11 protein-coding genes and 1 pseudogene are annotated in these 16,297 nt (G+C 72.9%); 6 read left to right on the top strand and 6 right to left on the bottom strand.

What is annotated here, in order from left to right; genetic code table 11:
- Positions 1–151: 151 nt before the first annotated feature.
- Entirely contained in the window at positions 152–553 is a 402-nt protein-coding gene (locus tag MCBG_RS22790; protein WP_223201302.1) for an XRE family transcriptional regulator, read from the top strand.
- 32 nt (positions 554–585) lie between these two features.
- Here MCBG_RS22790 and MCBG_RS22795 read toward each other — a convergent pair whose 3' ends face one another.
- From MCBG_RS22795 to MCBG_RS22805, 3 genes are all read right to left on the bottom strand, one after another.
- Positions 586–3,858, bottom strand: a complete 3,273-nt coding sequence (locus MCBG_RS22795; protein ID WP_043328099.1) for a lamin tail domain-containing protein — start codon at positions 3,856–3,858, stop codon at positions 586–588.
- A 91-nt stretch (positions 3,859–3,949) separates the two neighbouring features.
- On the bottom strand, positions 3,950–4,966 hold the full coding sequence (locus tag MCBG_RS22800) for a GNAT family N-acetyltransferase (RefSeq protein ID WP_043328100.1): 1,017 nt from the start codon (positions 4,964–4,966) through the stop codon (positions 3,950–3,952).
- 67 nt (positions 4,967–5,033) lie between these two features.
- Positions 5,034–6,314 (bottom strand): lytic transglycosylase domain-containing protein, encoded by a 1,281-nt coding sequence (locus tag MCBG_RS22805; protein ID WP_198033314.1) that lies wholly within the window; start codon positions 6,312–6,314, stop codon positions 5,034–5,036.
- 37 nt (positions 6,315–6,351) lie between these two features.
- Between MCBG_RS22805 and MCBG_RS31980 the strand changes: the two genes are divergently transcribed.
- Together MCBG_RS31980 and MCBG_RS22815 are read left to right on the top strand one after the other, a co-directional pair.
- Positions 6,352–6,567 (top strand): FmdB family zinc ribbon protein, encoded by a 216-nt coding sequence (locus MCBG_RS31980; protein ID WP_043328103.1) that lies wholly within the window; start codon positions 6,352–6,354, stop codon positions 6,565–6,567.
- Between the two features lie 155 nt (positions 6,568–6,722).
- Positions 6,723–9,535, top strand: a pseudogene (locus tag MCBG_RS22815) (adenylate/guanylate cyclase domain-containing protein).
- Between the two features lie 60 nt (positions 9,536–9,595).
- On the opposite strand, the gene MCBG_RS22820 reads toward MCBG_RS22815, so the two are convergent.
- Both MCBG_RS22820 and MCBG_RS22825 read right to left on the bottom strand, forming a co-directional pair.
- Positions 9,596–10,138, bottom strand: a complete 543-nt coding sequence (locus MCBG_RS22820; protein ID WP_043328106.1) for a phospholipase — start codon at positions 10,136–10,138, stop codon at positions 9,596–9,598.
- Between the two features lie 160 nt (positions 10,139–10,298).
- On the bottom strand, positions 10,299–11,963 hold the full coding sequence (locus MCBG_RS22825) for a glycoside hydrolase family 10-like protein (RefSeq protein WP_043328108.1): 1,665 nt from the start codon (positions 11,961–11,963) through the stop codon (positions 10,299–10,301).
- Between the two features lie 274 nt (positions 11,964–12,237).
- Here MCBG_RS22825 and MCBG_RS22830 point away from each other — a divergent pair, with 274 nt between their 5' ends.
- Complete coding sequence (locus tag MCBG_RS22830; RefSeq protein WP_043328110.1) at positions 12,238–13,731, top strand: amino acid permease; 1,494 nt, start codon at positions 12,238–12,240, stop codon at positions 13,729–13,731.
- Between the two features lie 156 nt (positions 13,732–13,887).
- Complete coding sequence (locus MCBG_RS22835; RefSeq protein ID WP_043328112.1) at positions 13,888–14,892, top strand: LacI family DNA-binding transcriptional regulator; 1,005 nt, start codon at positions 13,888–13,890, stop codon at positions 14,890–14,892.
- A 179-nt stretch (positions 14,893–15,071) separates the two neighbouring features.
- On the opposite strand, the gene MCBG_RS22840 is transcribed toward MCBG_RS22835, so the two are convergent.
- A complete protein-coding gene (locus MCBG_RS22840; RefSeq protein WP_043328114.1) occupies positions 15,072–15,797 on the bottom strand; it encodes a methyltransferase domain-containing protein in 726 nt (241 codons plus the stop codon).
- Between the two features lie 298 nt (positions 15,798–16,095).
- On the opposite strand from MCBG_RS22840, the gene MCBG_RS22845 reads away from it, so the two are divergent.
- Positions 16,096–16,297, top strand: a 202-nt coding sequence (locus tag MCBG_RS22845; RefSeq protein ID WP_157560825.1) for a helix-turn-helix domain-containing protein, incomplete at its 3' end; no start/stop codon positions are given.

Consider the following 16,297-nt stretch of genomic DNA (forward strand, 5'->3'; position numbering starts at 1 on the left):
TGAGTGTGCGGCGTTCGCTTCGGCAGTACTGGCTAACGCACGGTGATGTCACGCTCCGTGTGCCTTGAGTGGGGCGGTTGACGCACGGCGAGGTCTGGTCGGGCGGCGGATTCCAGGTTTTCCACAGGGGTGCGGAGCGGGGTTCGCCCGGGTGCATCCGAGCACGGTCGGGCGGATCGAGGCGGGCAGCCTGACACCGAGCCTGGCCATGCTGTCGCGCATCGTGGGCACGGCCGGCTTCCGGCTCGTGGTCGTCGACGAGGCCGGCACGGTGCTCAAGCCGATGCGTGACCGGGCCGACCTGCGTGACGGCGCGGAGCGGCGGTACCCGTCCCACCTCGACGTCGTCACCGACCCGGAGCCGGGGGAGTGGTGGGCCGACCGGTACGGGCTGGCCCGCCCGCCGGAGACCTTCTACCGCGACCGGGCGGTCCGGGACGCGCTGCGCCGCCGCAGCCAGTGGGAGGTGCGGGTGGCCAAGTACCGGAACGTGCCGCCCCCGCCCGATCCGCAGCGGTGCGGATACCGCGGCGGCCCGCCGATCCGCCCATGAGCGAATCGACGGGCCGCCGCCCGGAACACCTGTCAGTCGTCGTTCAGGATCGTCCCGACGCCGGACGGGTCGGCCAGCCGCAGGCCCGGCACACCCGCCACGTACAGCGTGAGCTTCTCGTCCGCCTCGCGCTTGCGGTCGCCGCGCACGGTGACCGGGAACGCCAGCGAGGTCTGGCCCGCGGGGAGCAGCTTGCAACCCACGTACGGGTCGTAGTCCGACCCGGCCTGGGCGGTCGTGCCGTAGGTGGTCGCGCAGATCAACGCCGGCTCGGAGAGCGGGCGGGACACGGTGACGGTGAACGTCATCGCGCGGGTGCCCTTGTCGCCCTCGGCCACCGAGGTGTCGGCCACCCGCAGCGAGGCACGCGACCGGAACCGGGCCACCTGCGGGTCGTGGTCGCTGGCGCCCCGGTCACCCAGCTCCGGCGCGTCGGTCGGATAGTCGGCGTTGATGTGCGCCGTCCGTACCTGCACCAGGTCGTCGTGCATCGGGTCGTTCACGAACAGGTTGTCCAGCGTCTGCGCCTGGCCGCTGAAGGTGTACGAGTACGCCGACGCGGGCGCGTCCGCCACCAGGTCGTCCCAGAGGTTGTGCAGCCCGGCCTCGTACAGCGGGGCGAGCTGGTCCGACGGGGTCGGGTTCTGTGCGGTGGCGATCGGGTCGTCCGGGCGGGGGAACACGTTCAGGTCGCCGCCGTAGACCACGCGGGCGTTCGGGTCGCTCGCCTCGACCGCCGCGACGATCGCGGCGCCGTACGCGGCCTGCTCGCGGCGCTGCCCGACCCGGCTGTCCGGCCCGGACGAGAAGTGGTTGGCGACCGCCCAGAGCGTGAACCGCTCGGTCGAGCCGGGCGCGGCCTTGACGGTGAACCGGGCCAGCTGGGCCGCGCGGGTGTAGACGTTGCTGCCGTCCACGCCGGTCGACCGGTCCACGTCGGCGGGCAGCACCGCGTTGAACGCCTTCGGGTTCTGCACGTCCGCGTTGGACGCGAGCGCCGCCGAGCGGTACTGGACGGTCGGCGCGGAGCCCAGCAGCGGGTCCGCGGCGGTCGCCTCGGCCAGCGTGAGCCGGTCGGTGCGGTAGAGGAACGCCGAGGCGATGCCGCGGGCGTCCGCGCCGGTGCGGTCGTACGCGGCGGCGTAGGCGGGGCCGCCGTTGGCCGCGATGGCCAGCGCCAGCTCCTGCACGGTGTCCGGCGCGCCGTCGGCGTTGTTCGTGTCACCGCACGCCAGGGCGCCGTCGACCACCGAGCAGATGTCCTGGTCCTCGGCCTCCTGCACCAGGATCAGGTCCGGGCTGTGCAGCGAGTTGACGATCTGCCGGGCCTGCGCGGCCAGCTTGGCGGCGTACGCCTCCTGGCTCGCCGGCACGTAGTCGAACGGCGGGCTGACCCCCGTACATCCGGTGTTGCCGGCGAAGTCGCAGCCGTCGAACGGGTCGTCCCGGTAGTCGTACAGGTTCTCCACGTTGTAGGTGGCGATCGCGACCTCGCTGCCGCGGTCGGCCGGCTGCGGCGGGTGGTTCGCGGCCGGGTCCGCGCCACCGGTCAGGGTGAGCTGCTCGGGCTGCACGCTGTACTTGCTGAACGCGTACGACACGGAGCCGTAGGCGTCCTCGGTCAGCGTGTCGAACGTGCGCGCCTCGGGCAGCAGCGCGCGGGAGTCACCGGCGGCCGCCTTCACGCCGCCCGCTCCCAGCAGGATGCGCTGGTTGTTGCCGTTGTCGAAGAGCGTGCCGGGGATGTCGTCGAGCGGGTGCGCGTCCCGGAACACCCGGCGGGCGTACGGGTCGGACCGCTTCATGACCGGGTCCTCCCGGTCCAGCACGTAGATCTCGGAGTCGGCGGTGGAGGAGTAGATGTGCCTGGGCGCGGATACGCCGCTGCCGGCGCGTACCCGCATCCGCTCGCCCTCGTGCCGCTCCCAGTACAGGTCGGCGGCGGCCGCCTCGGCCGGCGGGACCGCGTCGTCGACCCGGACCGCGGTGTCCACGTCGAGGCCGGAGTCGAGCTTGCGGACCAGCGAGGCGCCGGAGAGCTGGGTCTGGTTGAAGTACTCGGAGACCCGGCCGCGCAGCACTACCTCGTCGCCGACGGTGGGGGCGTACCCGCCGATCAGCGTGGTGAACGAGCCCATGAAGACGAACAGCCCGTCGGAGGTGAGCGGGTCGCCGTCCTCGGTGCCGAGCCGGCTCTGCAGGTAGAAGCCCCACTGGTCGGCCCCGGCCGAGCTGCGGGTCAGCGACATGCCGGTGATGACGCCGCGCACGTCGTACAACTGGGAGCTGGTGCCGTTGCCGCTGGCCGGGGCGAGCGGCGACCGGTCGGCGCGGCCGTCCTCGTCGTCGCCGGTGCGGCCCTGCACCTCGCCGATCGACAGCACGCTGGTGGCCTGCACGGAGAGCGTGCAGGTGGCGGTGTCGCCGTCGTCGTCGGTGGCGGTCACCGTGACCGCGTAGCTGCCGGCCGGCAGGCCGGTGGCGGTCAGCGTGGCGGTGGCCGTGCCGCCGTCCCCGGCCGCCGGGGTGAACGCGGTACGGCTGATCGAGCCGCTCGCCGGAGCCGGCACGACGGCGGTGACCGCGAGGTCGGTGATCGTGTCGTCGGCGTCGGTCGCGGTCACCTCGCGGGTCGCGGTGGCGCCCGCCGACAGCGTCAGCGCGCCGCCGCAGGCCAGCGTCGGCGGCTGGTCGACCGGGCCGCCTCCGCCGATGGTGTGGCTGCCCAGCCCGTCGAACGTGTCGGTGGCGAAGCCGGCCCACTGCGCGGCCGGGTCGAACGGGTCCGCCGGATCGGTGTCGCCGGCGGTCACCGAGGGCAGCCGGCGCAACGTGTTGTCGGCGGTGCTGGTGAGCCCGCTGCCCCACTCGGTGCCCGGGTCGACGCCGACCTGGCCGAGGGAGTCGACCACCGTGTCACCCTTGCGCAGCACGATCGCGTCGTCGCCGTTGAACAGCGACCCGCCGTACGTCTGGTCGGCCTGGGCGAGGATCGCGGGCGCGGCCGACGCGGCGGCGAAGACGAACACGTCCCCGGCGGCGACGGTGCCGGTCAGCGCGATGTTCGTCGACGTGCTGGCGCCGTTGAAGTAGAGCTGGAGCTGGTAGCCCGCGGCAGCCAGGTCGATCGGGGCGCCGGTGCCGTTGTACAGCTCGACGGCCTTGTTGTTGGACGACCCCTCGACGTACTCGGAAATGAGCAGGTCGGTGGGCGCGGCGCTGGCCGCGGGGGGTGCGACAGCGATCGCCGTGAGGGTGACGGCGGCGGTGGTCGCGAGCGCGGCGAGGGTGCGGCGCGGGCGCATGGGGCCTCCACGGTGGGTGGACAGGAACTAACGAACGTTAAGGGTCTCGTGGGTCCACCGTCCAGCCCTTCGGTGGCCGTCCGGTGAACGGTCAGCGGTGACTGTCCAGCCGGTGCACCAGTTCGGCGACGTCCACCCCGTACTCGCACCAGTCGCGGTCGGGGCGGTAACCCAGCTCGGCGTTGACCTTCAGCATCGACTCGTTGTCCTGCGCGTTCCAGGTCTGCACCTCGACCAGCTGGGGCTCGGCCGAGCGCAGCTCCAGCAGCATCCGCGCCTTGATGGCCCGGTCGATGCCGTAACCACGGTGGTCGTGGACGACGATCGTGTCGTACTGGTCCGCCCGGGTCGGGTGCTGCGCCGGCACCACCACCTCGGTCAGCCCGGCCACGTCCCCGGTCCGCTCGTGCAACGCCAGCACGATGTACGGCTTCATGCCGCGCCGGTGCAACGTGGCGAGACTGTCCCGCAGCCGGTCCGGGTCGTAGGAGCTGGGCCGCAGTTCCACGTCGTCGGAGTCGCGCACCTCGGCCTTGGCCCGTGCGTACGCCTCGAGCAGCTCGTCCGGCGGCCCGCCGGGCCAGAACTCCACGTGATAGCCCGCGCCCACCTCGGCGGCCATCTCGGTCAGCGCCGGCCAGTCCACCGTACGCAGGTCGAGCACGCTGCGGGTCTCCACATAGTCGCGGGTGAAGCCCAGCGACTCGTAGAACGCCACGGCCGGGGTGTCGCCGACCACCTCCACGCCGATCGACTGGAAGCCCTCGTCCCAGACCCGGCGGGCGGCCACCCGGACCAGCTCACGGCCGAGCCCGGTGCGCCGGACCGCCGGATGCACCAGCACCTCCAGTACGCCGATGCCGCCCAGCAGCAGCACGTGCACATGCCCGACGATCGCTCCGGGCGTGCCGTCCGGAGCGTCGTCCTCCTGCGCCACCCAGGAGATCCGCCGCTCGCCGGGCATCACCTCGGACAGGTACTCCCGCATGGAGCTCTCCTGCCAGGGCGGGTCCTGCGGCAGGTCGGCCGCCAGGACCGCGTTCAGCGTGTCCAGCAGGGACGCGATCTCGGCGGACGAGGCGGTCCGAGGGTTCCACTCGCGCACCATCACCCGTCTAGCTTGCCGTCAACCGCTGCCGGGGGGAAGGGTTCAGTCCGCGAATGTACGCGAGCGGTCACCTCACGTGGCGGCTGAGCCTGCCGTACTCGTCGGCCTTGTCGAAGACCGCCTGGGCGTACCGGCGCACATCGTTGTACGAGAGGATGGCCCCCCACCAGTCACCCGGGATGGTCATGTTCCGGCCGCCCTTGCACAGATACTGGCCGGCGGCCAGCGCCGCGTCGTCGATGTCGTGGGGGTTCTTCACGCCGTCGTTGTCCGCGTCGGCGCCGATCTCCTGCCAGGTGGTCGGGATGAACTGCATCGGCCCGAGCGCCCGGTCGTAGACGCGGTCGCCGTCGAGCTGCCCCTGGTCGGTGTCGAGGATCCGGGACCGGCCGCCCTGCCCGTCGAGCGGCTGCCCCTTGATCTCCGGCAGGGCCCGGCCGTCGGGCCCGAGCGTGGCGCCGTTGGCCGAGCCGTGCCCGGACTCGACGTGCCCGATGGCGGCGAGCGTGGTCCAGCTCAGCTGGCAGGCACGGTTGGTCTGGGCGAGCACCAGCTCGGCGTAGGCGTACGCCTGGAGCGCCACCACCGGGATGGCGGTGACCGCGCTGACCCGCCTCGCCCAGTCGGTGAGGGCGTCGGCGGGACGACCGGTGGGTGGTGCGACAGTCACGCCGCCGGGCAGCGGCGTTCCGGTCGGCGCGGCGGTGCCGGACAGCCCGGACGGGTCCGGGAACAGGGGCGTCGCGGCGGGCGCGGCGGTCCGCGCCACGGTCGGCTCCGGCAGGGCCTCGTCGACCGACGCCGGCCTGCCGACGGCGGCCGGCACGATCACCGCGCCGGCCGTGGTGGCGGCGCCGACCAGGGCGAGCAGGAACAGCGCCGGCAGCGTGGTCCGCCCGGCGGGGCGGCGGGACCAGGCGCGGGTGGCGTTGGCCGCGCCGACGGCGAGCTGCCGCGGGCGGGTGCGGACGGCGTGCGCGAACGGCACGCGCCGACGTCGCCCGCCGGCCGGCTGCGCGTCGTCCGCCGCCTCGGCCTTCGCCTCCGGCTTCTCGCCGGACGGGGCGCCCGCGTCAGCCTTGGTGTCCGTGTCGGCTCCGGCGGCGGGCGTGCGCCCCGGCTTCGCGTCCGGCTCGGGCTGCGGCTTCGCGCCCGGGTCCGTGCTCGGCTCGCCAGCCGTGGCGTCCGGGTCGCGGGCCGGGCCGGCGGGCGGCTTCGGGGGAATGGGGTCGTGCTCGCGGCGGGGACGCGGGACGGGCCGGGCGTCGCCGTCGGGCGGCACGGCGGGTCGCAGGGGCCGGGCCGTCGCTCGCCGTTCGCCGTCCACCACCCGTCGAGTATCACCCATCCGTGTGACGGCGTCAGGTCCGCCGTACGCTGATGTCATGCCCCGGTACGAGTTCCGTTGCCGCGCCTGCGGCGACACCTTCGAGGTCAACCGCCCGATGGCCGAGGCCGCCCAGCCGGCCACCTGCCCGCGGGGTCACGCCGACACGGTGAAGCTGCTCTCCGCTGTCGCCGTCACCGGGCGTGGTGGTTCCGGCCCGACTGGTGGGATTCCCAGCGGTGGAGGTTGCTGCGGCGGCTCCTGCGGCTGCTGAGTTTCCGCCGCTCGTCCCGCGGGTCGAACCGGCTCTTGCCGCCCGTGTGATCTTTTGGCACCTTGGGTCGGAATCCGCCCAACCGTTCTCACGATGCGTGACGGCGCGATCATAGGGCAGCATGGATCCGACGTCAGCGGGCGGAGGTTCGACGTATGTCGCCAGAACACCACCTCCCGAGCGGGTGGGTGACCTTCGTGTTCACCGACATCGAAGGTTCGACCCGGCTGGCCCGGATGCTGGGCCCGGTCTACCGGCCGGTGCTGCACGAGCATCGCCGGCTGCTGCGGGACACGCTCGCCGGCACCGACGGGGCCGAGCTGCTGACCGAGGGCGACTCGTTCTTCCTCGCGTTTCCGGACGCCGCCGCCGCGGTGCACGCCTGCCTGACCGCGCAGCGCGCGCTCGCCGGTCACGACTGGCCCAACCCGGACGCCACGCCCCGGGTCCGGATGGGACTGCACACCGGCTACGCCGAGCCGCGCGACGGCGAGTACGCCAGCCCCGAGGTGCACCGGGCCGCCCGGGTGGCCGCCGCCGCGCACGGCGGGCAGGTGCTCTGCTCGGCCGCCACCGCCAAGCACGCCGAACCGCTGCCGGACGGTGTGTCCCTGCTGGACCTCGGCCTGCACCGGCTGCGTGGCTTCGACGACCGGGAGCGGCTGTTCCAGCTCGTCGCGCCCGGTCTGGAGCGGCGTTTCCCGCGCCCGCGTACCGCCGACGCGGCGGCTCACAACCTGCCCACCCAGGTCACCTCGTTCGTCGGCCGGCAGGCCGAGCGCGCCGAGCTGGGCCGGCTGGTCGAGGCGTACCGCCTGGTGACGGTGCTCGGCGCGGGCGGCGCCGGCAAGACCCGGCTGGCCGTGGAGCTGGCCTCCGGGATCGTGGAGGACTACCCGGACGGGGTCTGGTTCGTCGACATCGCCGCGGTGACCGACCCGGGGCTCGTGGCGTTCGAGATCGCCGCCGTGCTCGGCCTCCGCCCGGAGCCCGGCCGGCCGATGCTCGACACCCTCGTCGAGTACGCGGCGCCGCGCCGGATGCTCGTGCTGCTGGACACTGCGACGCCCAGACCGCGGCGTCGGCCGAGGTGATCAGCCGGCTGCTGGCCGGTGGCCGGGGCGTACGGGTGCTGGCGACCAGCCGGGAGTCGTTCGGCGTACCCGGTGAGGTGGTGTGGCGGATCCCGCCGCTGTCGGTGGACGAGGGGCCCGACGGTGGCAGTGACGCGGTGGCGTTGCTGCTGGACCGCACGGCGGTGGCCCGGGGCGGGCGGGCGCCGGAGGCGGCCGAGCAGGCCGACCTGCACCGGGTGGTCCGCCGCCTGGACGGGCTGCCGCTGGCCATAGAGCTGGCCGCCGCCCGGCTGCGGGTGCTCTCCGCCGGGCAGCTGGCGGAGCGGCTGGACGACATGCTGGGCACGCTCGACGCGGGACGGGAGACGGCGGAGCCGCCGCCGGTGGAGGCGGGCTGGAGCGGCAACCAGCAGGACACTGTGGACCTGGTGGCCGCGGCGACCGGTGCCGCACCGCCCACGCCGGCGACCCGCGCGGTGCAGCGCTCGGCCAGTGAGCGGCACCTGACCATCCAGGCGACCGTCACCTGGTCGTACCGGACGCTCGGCGCGCGTTCGGCCCGGCTGCTGCGCTGGATGGCGGTGTTCGCCGGACCGGTGGACCTGCCCACCGTGCAGTGGCTGCTCGGCGAGGACCCGCTCGACCCGCTCTCGGTGCTCGTGGACAAGTCGATGGTGCTGGCCGAGCCGCACGCCTCGGGCAGCACGTACCGGATGCTCGACCCGATCCGGGCGTACGCGGCCCGGCGGCTGGTCGAGGCGGGCGAGGAGCAGAGCGCCCGGGACCGGCACGTGGACTGGTGCCGGCACGCGCTGGACCGGGCGTGCCTCGGGCCGGACGGCCGTCCGGTGACGCTCTCCCTGTACGCGCTGGATCCGCTGGCCGGTGAGTTGCGGGCCGCGCTGCGCTGGTGCGCGACCGGCGGTAGCGCCCGGGCGGGGCTGCGCCTGGCCGGCGACCTGGACCAGTGGTGGCGGGAACGCGGGCTGGCCCGGGAGGGGCGGCTCTGGCTGTTCCGGCTCTACGGCCGGCTCGCCGAGACCGGTGAGGTGATGCCGGAGGCCGAGCTGGCCGCCGCGTACCACATGCATTCGCTGCACGCGGGCGCGGACGGCGAGTTCGGCGAGGAGCTGCGGTACTCGCAGCGGGCCGAGGCGGCCGCCCGGCAGTCCGGTGACCGGGGGCTGCTGGCCCGGGTGCTGGCCGGGCGCGCCGCGCCGCTCGTCGACATGGGCCAGTTCGCCGAGGCGGAGCGGGTCTGCCGCGAGGTGATCGACTGGGCGTACGCGCAGGACGTGGTCGGGGACGCGCTGCTCGCCGTCTACAACCTGGCCGAGCTGCTCTGGCGCCGGGGCGCGCTGGACGAGGCCGCCGAGGTGCTCGCCGCGGCCCGCCCGGTCGAGGCGTCGCGGCCGGCGGAGCGGGGCGGCCGTTCGGTGGACATGCTGCTCGGGATGGTGGCGCTGGCCCGGGGTGACCTGGTGGCGGCGCACGAGCACCTGCTGGTGGCGTTGCGGTCGCGGATGAGCCACGGCTACCTGGGCCGGGCCTGCGACACGATCAACGCGATAGCGGTGCGCTGCGCGCTGGCCGGGGACGCGCTCTCCGCGGCCCGGCTGTTCGGCGCGGCGCAGGCCACCCGGTCGAACCTGCGGGCCACGCCGGGGATATACGGCCCGTACTGGGCGGCCCGGCAGGCGGAGCTGCGCCGGGTGCTCGGCGACGAGGCGTTCGACGCCGCCTACGGCGCCGGGGCGGGGCTGCGGCTGGACGAGGTGGCGGCGCTGGCCCTGCATGTCGAGCACCCGGACCTGGCCGCCGACTCGCCCCGGTTCGGCGTTCCCGCGCAGGGCTCCTGGCCGGCGTTCCAGCCGCGCAGCACGGCGGGCTGAGGCGGGCGAGCCCGGGCGCGGCGGGGAGCCCGCCGTGCGGCGGACTCCCCGCGTGGTGCGTCAGGCGCGGGCGGCGGCGTGGCGTTCGGCGTCGGCCTTCATCCGGGCGGCGCGGTCGAGGTCGGCCGGGGACACGGCGGCGACCGAACCGAAGACGCTCACCGCCTGGTAGTACGTCCAGGCGAGGCTGTAGCAGGCGGGCCGGACCACCGCGTTGTACGTGGCGCAGACCCGCTTCAGGTCGGCGTAGAAGGCGTTGTCCAGACGGGCCTTGTTGGCGGAGAAGACGCCCATCGCCTTGTGGTTGCGGTAGCCGAAGTCGTGCCGGTAGCAGGAGAGCTTGAAGTTGAAGCCGATCGGGTTGTCCGGGCTGGACGAGCAGTAGTCGGTGGACCAGTCGAAGCCGTACTCGGTCCAGGGGGACCGGTTCTGCCGGGCGCTGTTCCAGGCGTTGTAGCTGGACGCGCTGGTCTGCGTCCAGTTGGTCAGGACGGACAGCTTCTGCTGGGTGCTCACCGCGGCGGCGGCCGGTGTGGCCAGACCGAGCAGTGTGAGCAGGGCGAGTGCGCCGGCGGCGAGGGTGGTGGCGAGGCGACGGGACACGGGAACCTCCGCGTGGTGGTGGCCGGGATCTCCGGGTGTCGACAAGTGTCGATCAAAGGGGTGAGCTGGGGCGATGCCCCGGGGAACGGCTCGCTGACATCCGCCTGAACAGACGAATGCCCCCGGACCGGCGAGGCGGCCCGGGGGCATTCGGGGTGAATCAGCGGACGAAGCGCGGCGGGCTCGCCGGGCTCTCGTTCGCCAGCCGGTCCAGCGCGGTCACGTAGTAGGTGTACCGGGCGCCGTCGGCCGCCGTGGTGTCCACCCAGGACTGCACGGCGCCGTCGGTGGCCCGCACGGTGCCGACCAGGTGCGAGGCGTCGGCGAAGTCGCAGCGCCCGGCCAGGCCGTGCCCGTCGAACCGGTAGATCGCGTACGACGCGGCGGTGCCGAGCGGGCCCTTGCCGTCGGCCGGCTGACGCCAGCTCAGGCGTACCCCGCCCGCCTCCCGCTGGGCCTTGGTGACCACCGGGAACAGCAGCGGCTTGCGCGGCAGGTGCGTCATGGTGGGCACCAGCGCGGGGCGGGAGTAGTGCTCGGCGGCGTAGATGTCGGTGGCGCCGAGCCGGTTCGCCCGTACCTGCACCGCGGAGAAGTGCACGTTGCCGAGCACCTCCGGGTACGACCGGTTGAGCGTCAGGTGGTTCGACAGCTCCTGCGGGTTCATCCAGAACGACCCGTACGCCGGGTCACCGCTCTTGTAGTCGGCCTGGCCGATGTAGAGCTGCACCCGCGTGCCGCGCACCTGCTCGGCCCACCACGGCACGAGCCGGGCGTAGTCCGCGGCCGGGTACTGGCCGATGTACCAGTAGAGCTGCGGCACGATGTAGTCGATCCACTCCTCCTTCACCCACTTGCGGGAGTCGGCGGAGATGATGTCGTACGACTGCGAGCCGGTGGTGTCCGAGCCGTTCGGGTCGGCCGACGCGTTGCGCCAGATGCCGAACGGGCTGACGCCGAACTTCACCCACGGCTTGACCGCCTTGATCTTGGCGTTCATCTCCTGGATCAGCAGGTTGATGTTGTCCCGCCGCCAGTCGGCCTTGTCCGTGAAGCCCCTGTTGTACGCCGCGAACGTGGCGTCGTCGGGCACCTGGTGGGTGCCGCTCGGGTACGGGTAGAAGTAGTCGTCGAAGTGCACGCCGTCGATGTCGTACCGCTTGACCGCGTCCATCATCGCGGTCTGGACGAACTCGCGGACCTCGGGGACGCCGGGGTTGTAGTAGAGCCGGCTGCCGGCGACGCCGGCGGGCGGGTAGGCGAAGACCCAGTCGGGGTGCTGGCGGGCCGGGCTGTCCGGGGCCAGTTGCGACAGGTCGGCGCCGGCGCCGCCGGGGGCGGGCATGGAGACGCGGTACGGGTTGAACCAGGCGTGGAACTCCAGGTTCCGCTTGTGCGACTCGTCGACCAGGAAGGCCAGCGGGTCCCAGCCGGGGTTCTTGCCGCGTACTCCGGTCAGGTACTCCGACCACGGCTCGTACGGCGAGGGCCAGAACGCGTCGGCGGTCGGGCGGACCTGGACCACGACGGCGTTGTGGTTGAGCTTCTGGGCCAGGTCGAGCCAGGCCAGGTATTCGGCCTTCTGCTTGGCCACCTGGTCCGGCGCGGTCCAGGAGTCCTTTGTGGGCCAGTCGATGTTCGTCACCGACGCGATCCACATGGCCCGGAACTGGCGCTTGGGGGTGGCCGGGTCGGTGACGCAGTCGGTGGAGGGGGAAGTGGCGGTGCTGGTGTCGTCGGGTGCGGCCTGCGCCGGCGTGCCGGCGACCAGCGCGCTGAGCAGCGCCGCGGCCAGCGCGGCGGCTCCGAGCCGAGTTGCCTTCATGCGGTGCGGTCCCTTCGTCGGGTCCGGGGGGACGATCGGCGGGCGGGGTTGCGGCAAGATTCGCCGCACTGCCCACGCCTCCGGTAGGAAACTTTCATCTATCCGTGCCCGGCGCAAGACCTTGACCGGTGATCGATGTCCCGCGCCGTCCGACCTCGGCCGGATCGTGACGATTCCGATACCTGCCGTGCGGGATTGGAGCGGAAAACGGCTGGGTAGCTAGCCCGGTCACAGACCGCCACCGTGGCGGCCACACGGCGGGGGAGGTGATCAGATGTCGGTCCTGCGAACCAAGCCGATCGGGGACGTGCTCGCCCAGGGCGACGCCGACGGCGAGGACGGCAAGCCGGGACTGCGGCGCCGGCTCGGCGCGGTCGACCTGATGGGCTTCGGCATCGGCATCGTGATCGGCACCGGCATCTTCACGCTCACCGGTGTCGAGGCGCGCAACAGCGCCGGGCCGGGCGTGGTGATCTCGTTCGGCATCGCCGGCCTGGTCGCGCTGCTCGCCGCGCTCTGCTACGCCGAACTGGCCAGCAGCGTGCCGACCGCCGGCAGCGCCTACACCTACGCGTACGCGACGATGGGCGAGATCGTCGCCTGGATCATCGGCTGGGACCTGCTGCTGGAGTTCGCGCTCGGCGCGGCGGTGGTGGCCCGCGGCTGGTCCGGCTACCTCGCCGACCTGTTCGGCCTGCCCAGCGCCTGGTTCGCCGAGGAGGGCAGCGTCGTCAACCTCGGCGCGATCGGCATCGTGCTGGTGCTCGGCGTGGTCGCCATCGTCGGCATCCGGGAGTCCGCCCGGGTCACCAACCTGCTGGTGCTGGTCAAGGTGGCGATCTGCGCCTTCGTCATCATCGCCGGGCTGTTCTTCGTCAAGGCGGCCAACCTCAGCCCGTTCATCCCGGCCGCCGAGCCGGCCGGCGCCGGGGACGACGGCATCAAGCAGCCGGTCACCCAGGTCATCTTCGGGCTGGAGCCCTCCGTCTTCGGTTTCGTCGGGGTGCTCACCGCCGCCGCAGTGGTGTTCTTCGCGTACACCGGGTTCGAGGCCGTGGCGAACCTGGGTGAGGAGACCCGCAAGCCCAAGCGGGACCTGCCGCTGGGTCTGCTCGGCACGCTGCTCATCTCCACGGTGCTCTACATCGGCGTCTCGCTGGTCGTGGTCGGCATGGTCAAGTACACCGAGATCGACGAGGGCGCGCCGATCGCGTCCGCGTTCCGGGCGGTCGGCGCCGGCTGGGCCGCGGTGCTCGTCTCCATCGCCGCCGTCGCCGGGCTCACCAGCGTGATCCTGGTCGACCTGGTGGCCATGGGCCGGATCGGCTTCGCCATCGCCCGGGACGGGCTCATCCCGCCCGCCATCGCCAAGGTGCACCCGCGCTGGGGTACCCCGTACCGGATCGCCGGGATCATGACCGTCGCGGTGGCGCTGCTCGCCGGTTTCCTTCCGCTGTCGGCGCTGGCCGACCTGGTCAGCATCGGCGCGCTCTGCGCGTTCACGCTGGTCGCGATCGCGGTGCCGATCCTGCGCAAGCGCCGGCCCGACCTGGAGCGGCCGTTCAAGGTGCCGTTCTCGCCGGTGTTGCCGATCCTCACCGCCGTGGCGTGCCTCTACCTGAGCCTGAACCTGTCGGTCGAGACGTGGCTGCGGTTCCTCGCCTGGATGCTGATCGGCGCGGTCATCTACTTCGGGTACGGCCACCGCAAGAACCGGCTCGCCCGCCGCGAGCACTCGGACACCCCCGAGCCCGCCCCCACCCCCTGAGGCGGGCACCGCGGAGCCCTCTCGACGCGCGGGTCGGGAGGGCTCCGCCCTGATCGATCGTCAATTTCTGCAACGTTGTAACTCTCCGTGTGAAGAGGTCGTCACGTCGTCGTGAGGCGGTACAGTGCGGCCAGCGTTCACCGGGAGGACAGTTCAGTGCGGCACAGGCTCAAGGACGTCGCGGAGCGGGCCGGAGTGTCGGTGAAGACCGTTTCCAACGTCGTCAACGGCTACCAACACGTACGCGCCGACACCCGGGCCCGGGTCGAGGAGGCCATCGCCGCGCTCAACTACCGGCCCAACCTGTCGGCCCGCAACCTGCGCAAAGGGCGTACCGGGGTGATCGCCCTGGCCGTGCCCGAGCTCGACATCCCCTACTTCGCCGAGCTGGCCCGGCACGTCGTCACCGCCGCCGCCGACCACGACTGGACGGTGCTCATCCACCAGACCGGCGGCGGCTCCGAGCAGGAGCGCAAGGCCGCCAGCGGCATCGGCGACCACATGATCGACGGCCTGATCCTGAGCCCGCTCGCGCTCACCTCCGACGACCTCGCCGCCCTGCACGGCCTGCCCGTGGTGCTGCTCGGCGAACGGGTCGACAACGGCCCCGCCGACCACATCATGATCGACAACGTGGCCGCCGCCCGGGAGATCACCGCCCACCTGATCGGGCTCGGCCGCCGCCGGATCGCCGCGATCGGCTCCCAGCGCACCCCCGAGGGCGCCAGCGCCCGGCTCCGCCTGGCCGGCTACACCGCCGCGCTGGCCGAGGCCGGCATCACGTACGACGACCGCCTGGTGGCGCCCGCGCCGGCCTGGCACCGCGCGGACGGCGCCGCCGCCATGCGGCACCTGCTCGCCACCGGGGTACGCCCCGACGCCGTCTTCTGCTTCAACGACACGCTCGCGCTCGGCGCGCTGCGCGCCCTGCACGAGGCGGGCCTGCGCGTGCCCGAGGACGTCGCGGTGGCCGGCTTCGACGACATCGAGGACGGCCGCTTCTCGATCCCGACGCTGACCACAGTCGCCCCGGACAAGGAACGCATCGCCCGCCTGGCGGTCGAGCTCCTGGCCGGACGTCTCGGCCCCGACCGCGACTCCCCACCCCGCGAGCTGGTAACCCCTCACCACCTAGCCCTGCGAGAGTCCGCCCCCCTCTAGCCCCGCGTCTCAGCCGCGTCCCAGCCGCGTCTCAGCCGCGTCCCAGCCGCGTCGATCATGAAGTTGGCGGCGATGTCGATCTCCTTGAGTGCCGCCAACTTCATGATCGACGGGGTGGGTCCGGGTCCGGGGTGGGTCCGGGTCCGGGTGGGTCCGGGGTGGGTCCGGCTCGGCCGGGGTCAGTCGAAGAAGCGGGCCAGGTGGGATGCGGGTGGGGGCGGCGCGTCCGGGGGCAGGGGAGTGAGGTCGGCGAAGACCGACGCGCCGTCGCAGCCGACGTGCAGCGGATACCAGCGCGGCGTACCCGGCGGGCGCTGACCGCAGATGCCCTTGAACGTCTGCACGTCCAGCAGGCGTACGTGGGTCGGGTCGGCCACCGCGTTGACGTGCCGCCACCAGGGGCTCATCACGTGGAGCACACCGCCGGGCCGCAGCACCCGGTGGCACTCGTCGAACAGCGGCAGGAAGTCGATCAGGTGCTCGACGATGTGCACCGCGAAGAACACGTCCACCGAGGCGTCGCGCAGCGGCAGCGAGCCGGCGAGATTGGCGACCGCGTTCACCCCCGGCGCCGGATAGATGTCCAGCCCCAGGTTGCCCGGCCACTGCTTGGTCGCACCGCAGCCCAGGTCGACCACCACCGGCGCCCGCCCGCCCACGGCGACCCGGCACCAGACCCCGAGTACGCCCGACAGCCGGCCGATCAACTCCCGTACCAGCCGCAACTGCGCCGGGTCGGCGACCGCGCCGGTCAGGTGCGCCACCCCCCGGTCGAAGCGCACCTCGACGGTCGTCCCGCGTAGCCGCTCGTCGTGCCGGACCAGGTCGGCCCACGCCTCGGCGAGAAACTCGTCGGTCTGCCGGAGTCGCTCACCCGAGAGCGCGGTCTGCCCCATCGCCACCATGCGCCACCTCCGGCGGCCCGTTACCCCCATTTCACCCCAATATGCCCCGACCTGTCCGCCGTCCTCCTCCACCCCTTCCCGCCGTCCGCCCCGCCCCACCCCGTTGATCAAGGAGTTTGTGTCACCAGAAGACGCCCGCGAGGACACAAACTCCTTGATCACCGGGGCGCGCCCGAGATCTTGGAAGACTTCGGCGGTCATGGGGGCTGTTCAGTCCCATGACATCTGTCAGCGTTGAAGTCCCGATACATGTGTCACGTGGTAGGGATCTTGGGTCGGGTGGTATGTGCTGCCGGGCATGGCTTCTCGGCGGCATGTGATGAACCTGCTGGACGCGCTGCTGGCGGCGGGGGTTCGGGTGAACGCGGCCGAGTTCGCGCGTGAGCACGGGGTGTCGGTGCGCACGGTGTACCGGCACCGCGCACGTATCCGGGCCGAGGGTCAGTGGCAGGAACGATCCCGGCGGCCGCGTACCAGTCCGCGGGTCACGCCGCCGGAGG

It is taken from the genome of Micromonospora sp. M42 (assembly GCF_000568915.1).
Taxonomy (GTDB): domain Bacteria; phylum Actinomycetota; class Actinomycetes; order Mycobacteriales; family Micromonosporaceae; genus Micromonospora; species Micromonospora chalcea.

Excerpts from the sequence above, each read along its gene's own strand:
- MCBG_RS22795 (WP_043328099.1), bottom strand. The coding sequence starts at position 3,858 with ATGCGCCCGCGCCGCACCCTCGCCGCGCTCGCGACCACCGCCGCCGTC.
- MCBG_RS22800 (WP_043328100.1), bottom strand. The coding sequence starts at position 4,966 with ATGGTGCGCGAGTGGAACCCTCGGACCGCCTCGTCCGCCGAGATCGCG.
- MCBG_RS22805 (WP_198033314.1), bottom strand. The coding sequence starts at position 6,314 with ATGGGTGATACTCGACGGGTGGTGGACGGCGAACGGCGAGCGACGGCC.
- MCBG_RS31980 (WP_043328103.1), top strand. The coding sequence starts at position 6,352 with ATGCCCCGGTACGAGTTCCGTTGCCGCGCCTGCGGCGACACCTTCGAG.
- MCBG_RS22825 (WP_043328108.1), bottom strand. The coding sequence starts at position 11,963 with ATGAAGGCAACTCGGCTCGGAGCCGCCGCGCTGGCCGCGGCGCTGCTC.
- MCBG_RS22830 (WP_043328110.1), top strand. The coding sequence starts at position 12,238 with ATGTCGGTCCTGCGAACCAAGCCGATCGGGGACGTGCTCGCCCAGGGC.
- MCBG_RS22840 (WP_043328114.1), bottom strand. The coding sequence starts at position 15,797 with ATGGTGGCGATGGGGCAGACCGCGCTCTCGGGTGAGCGACTCCGGCAG.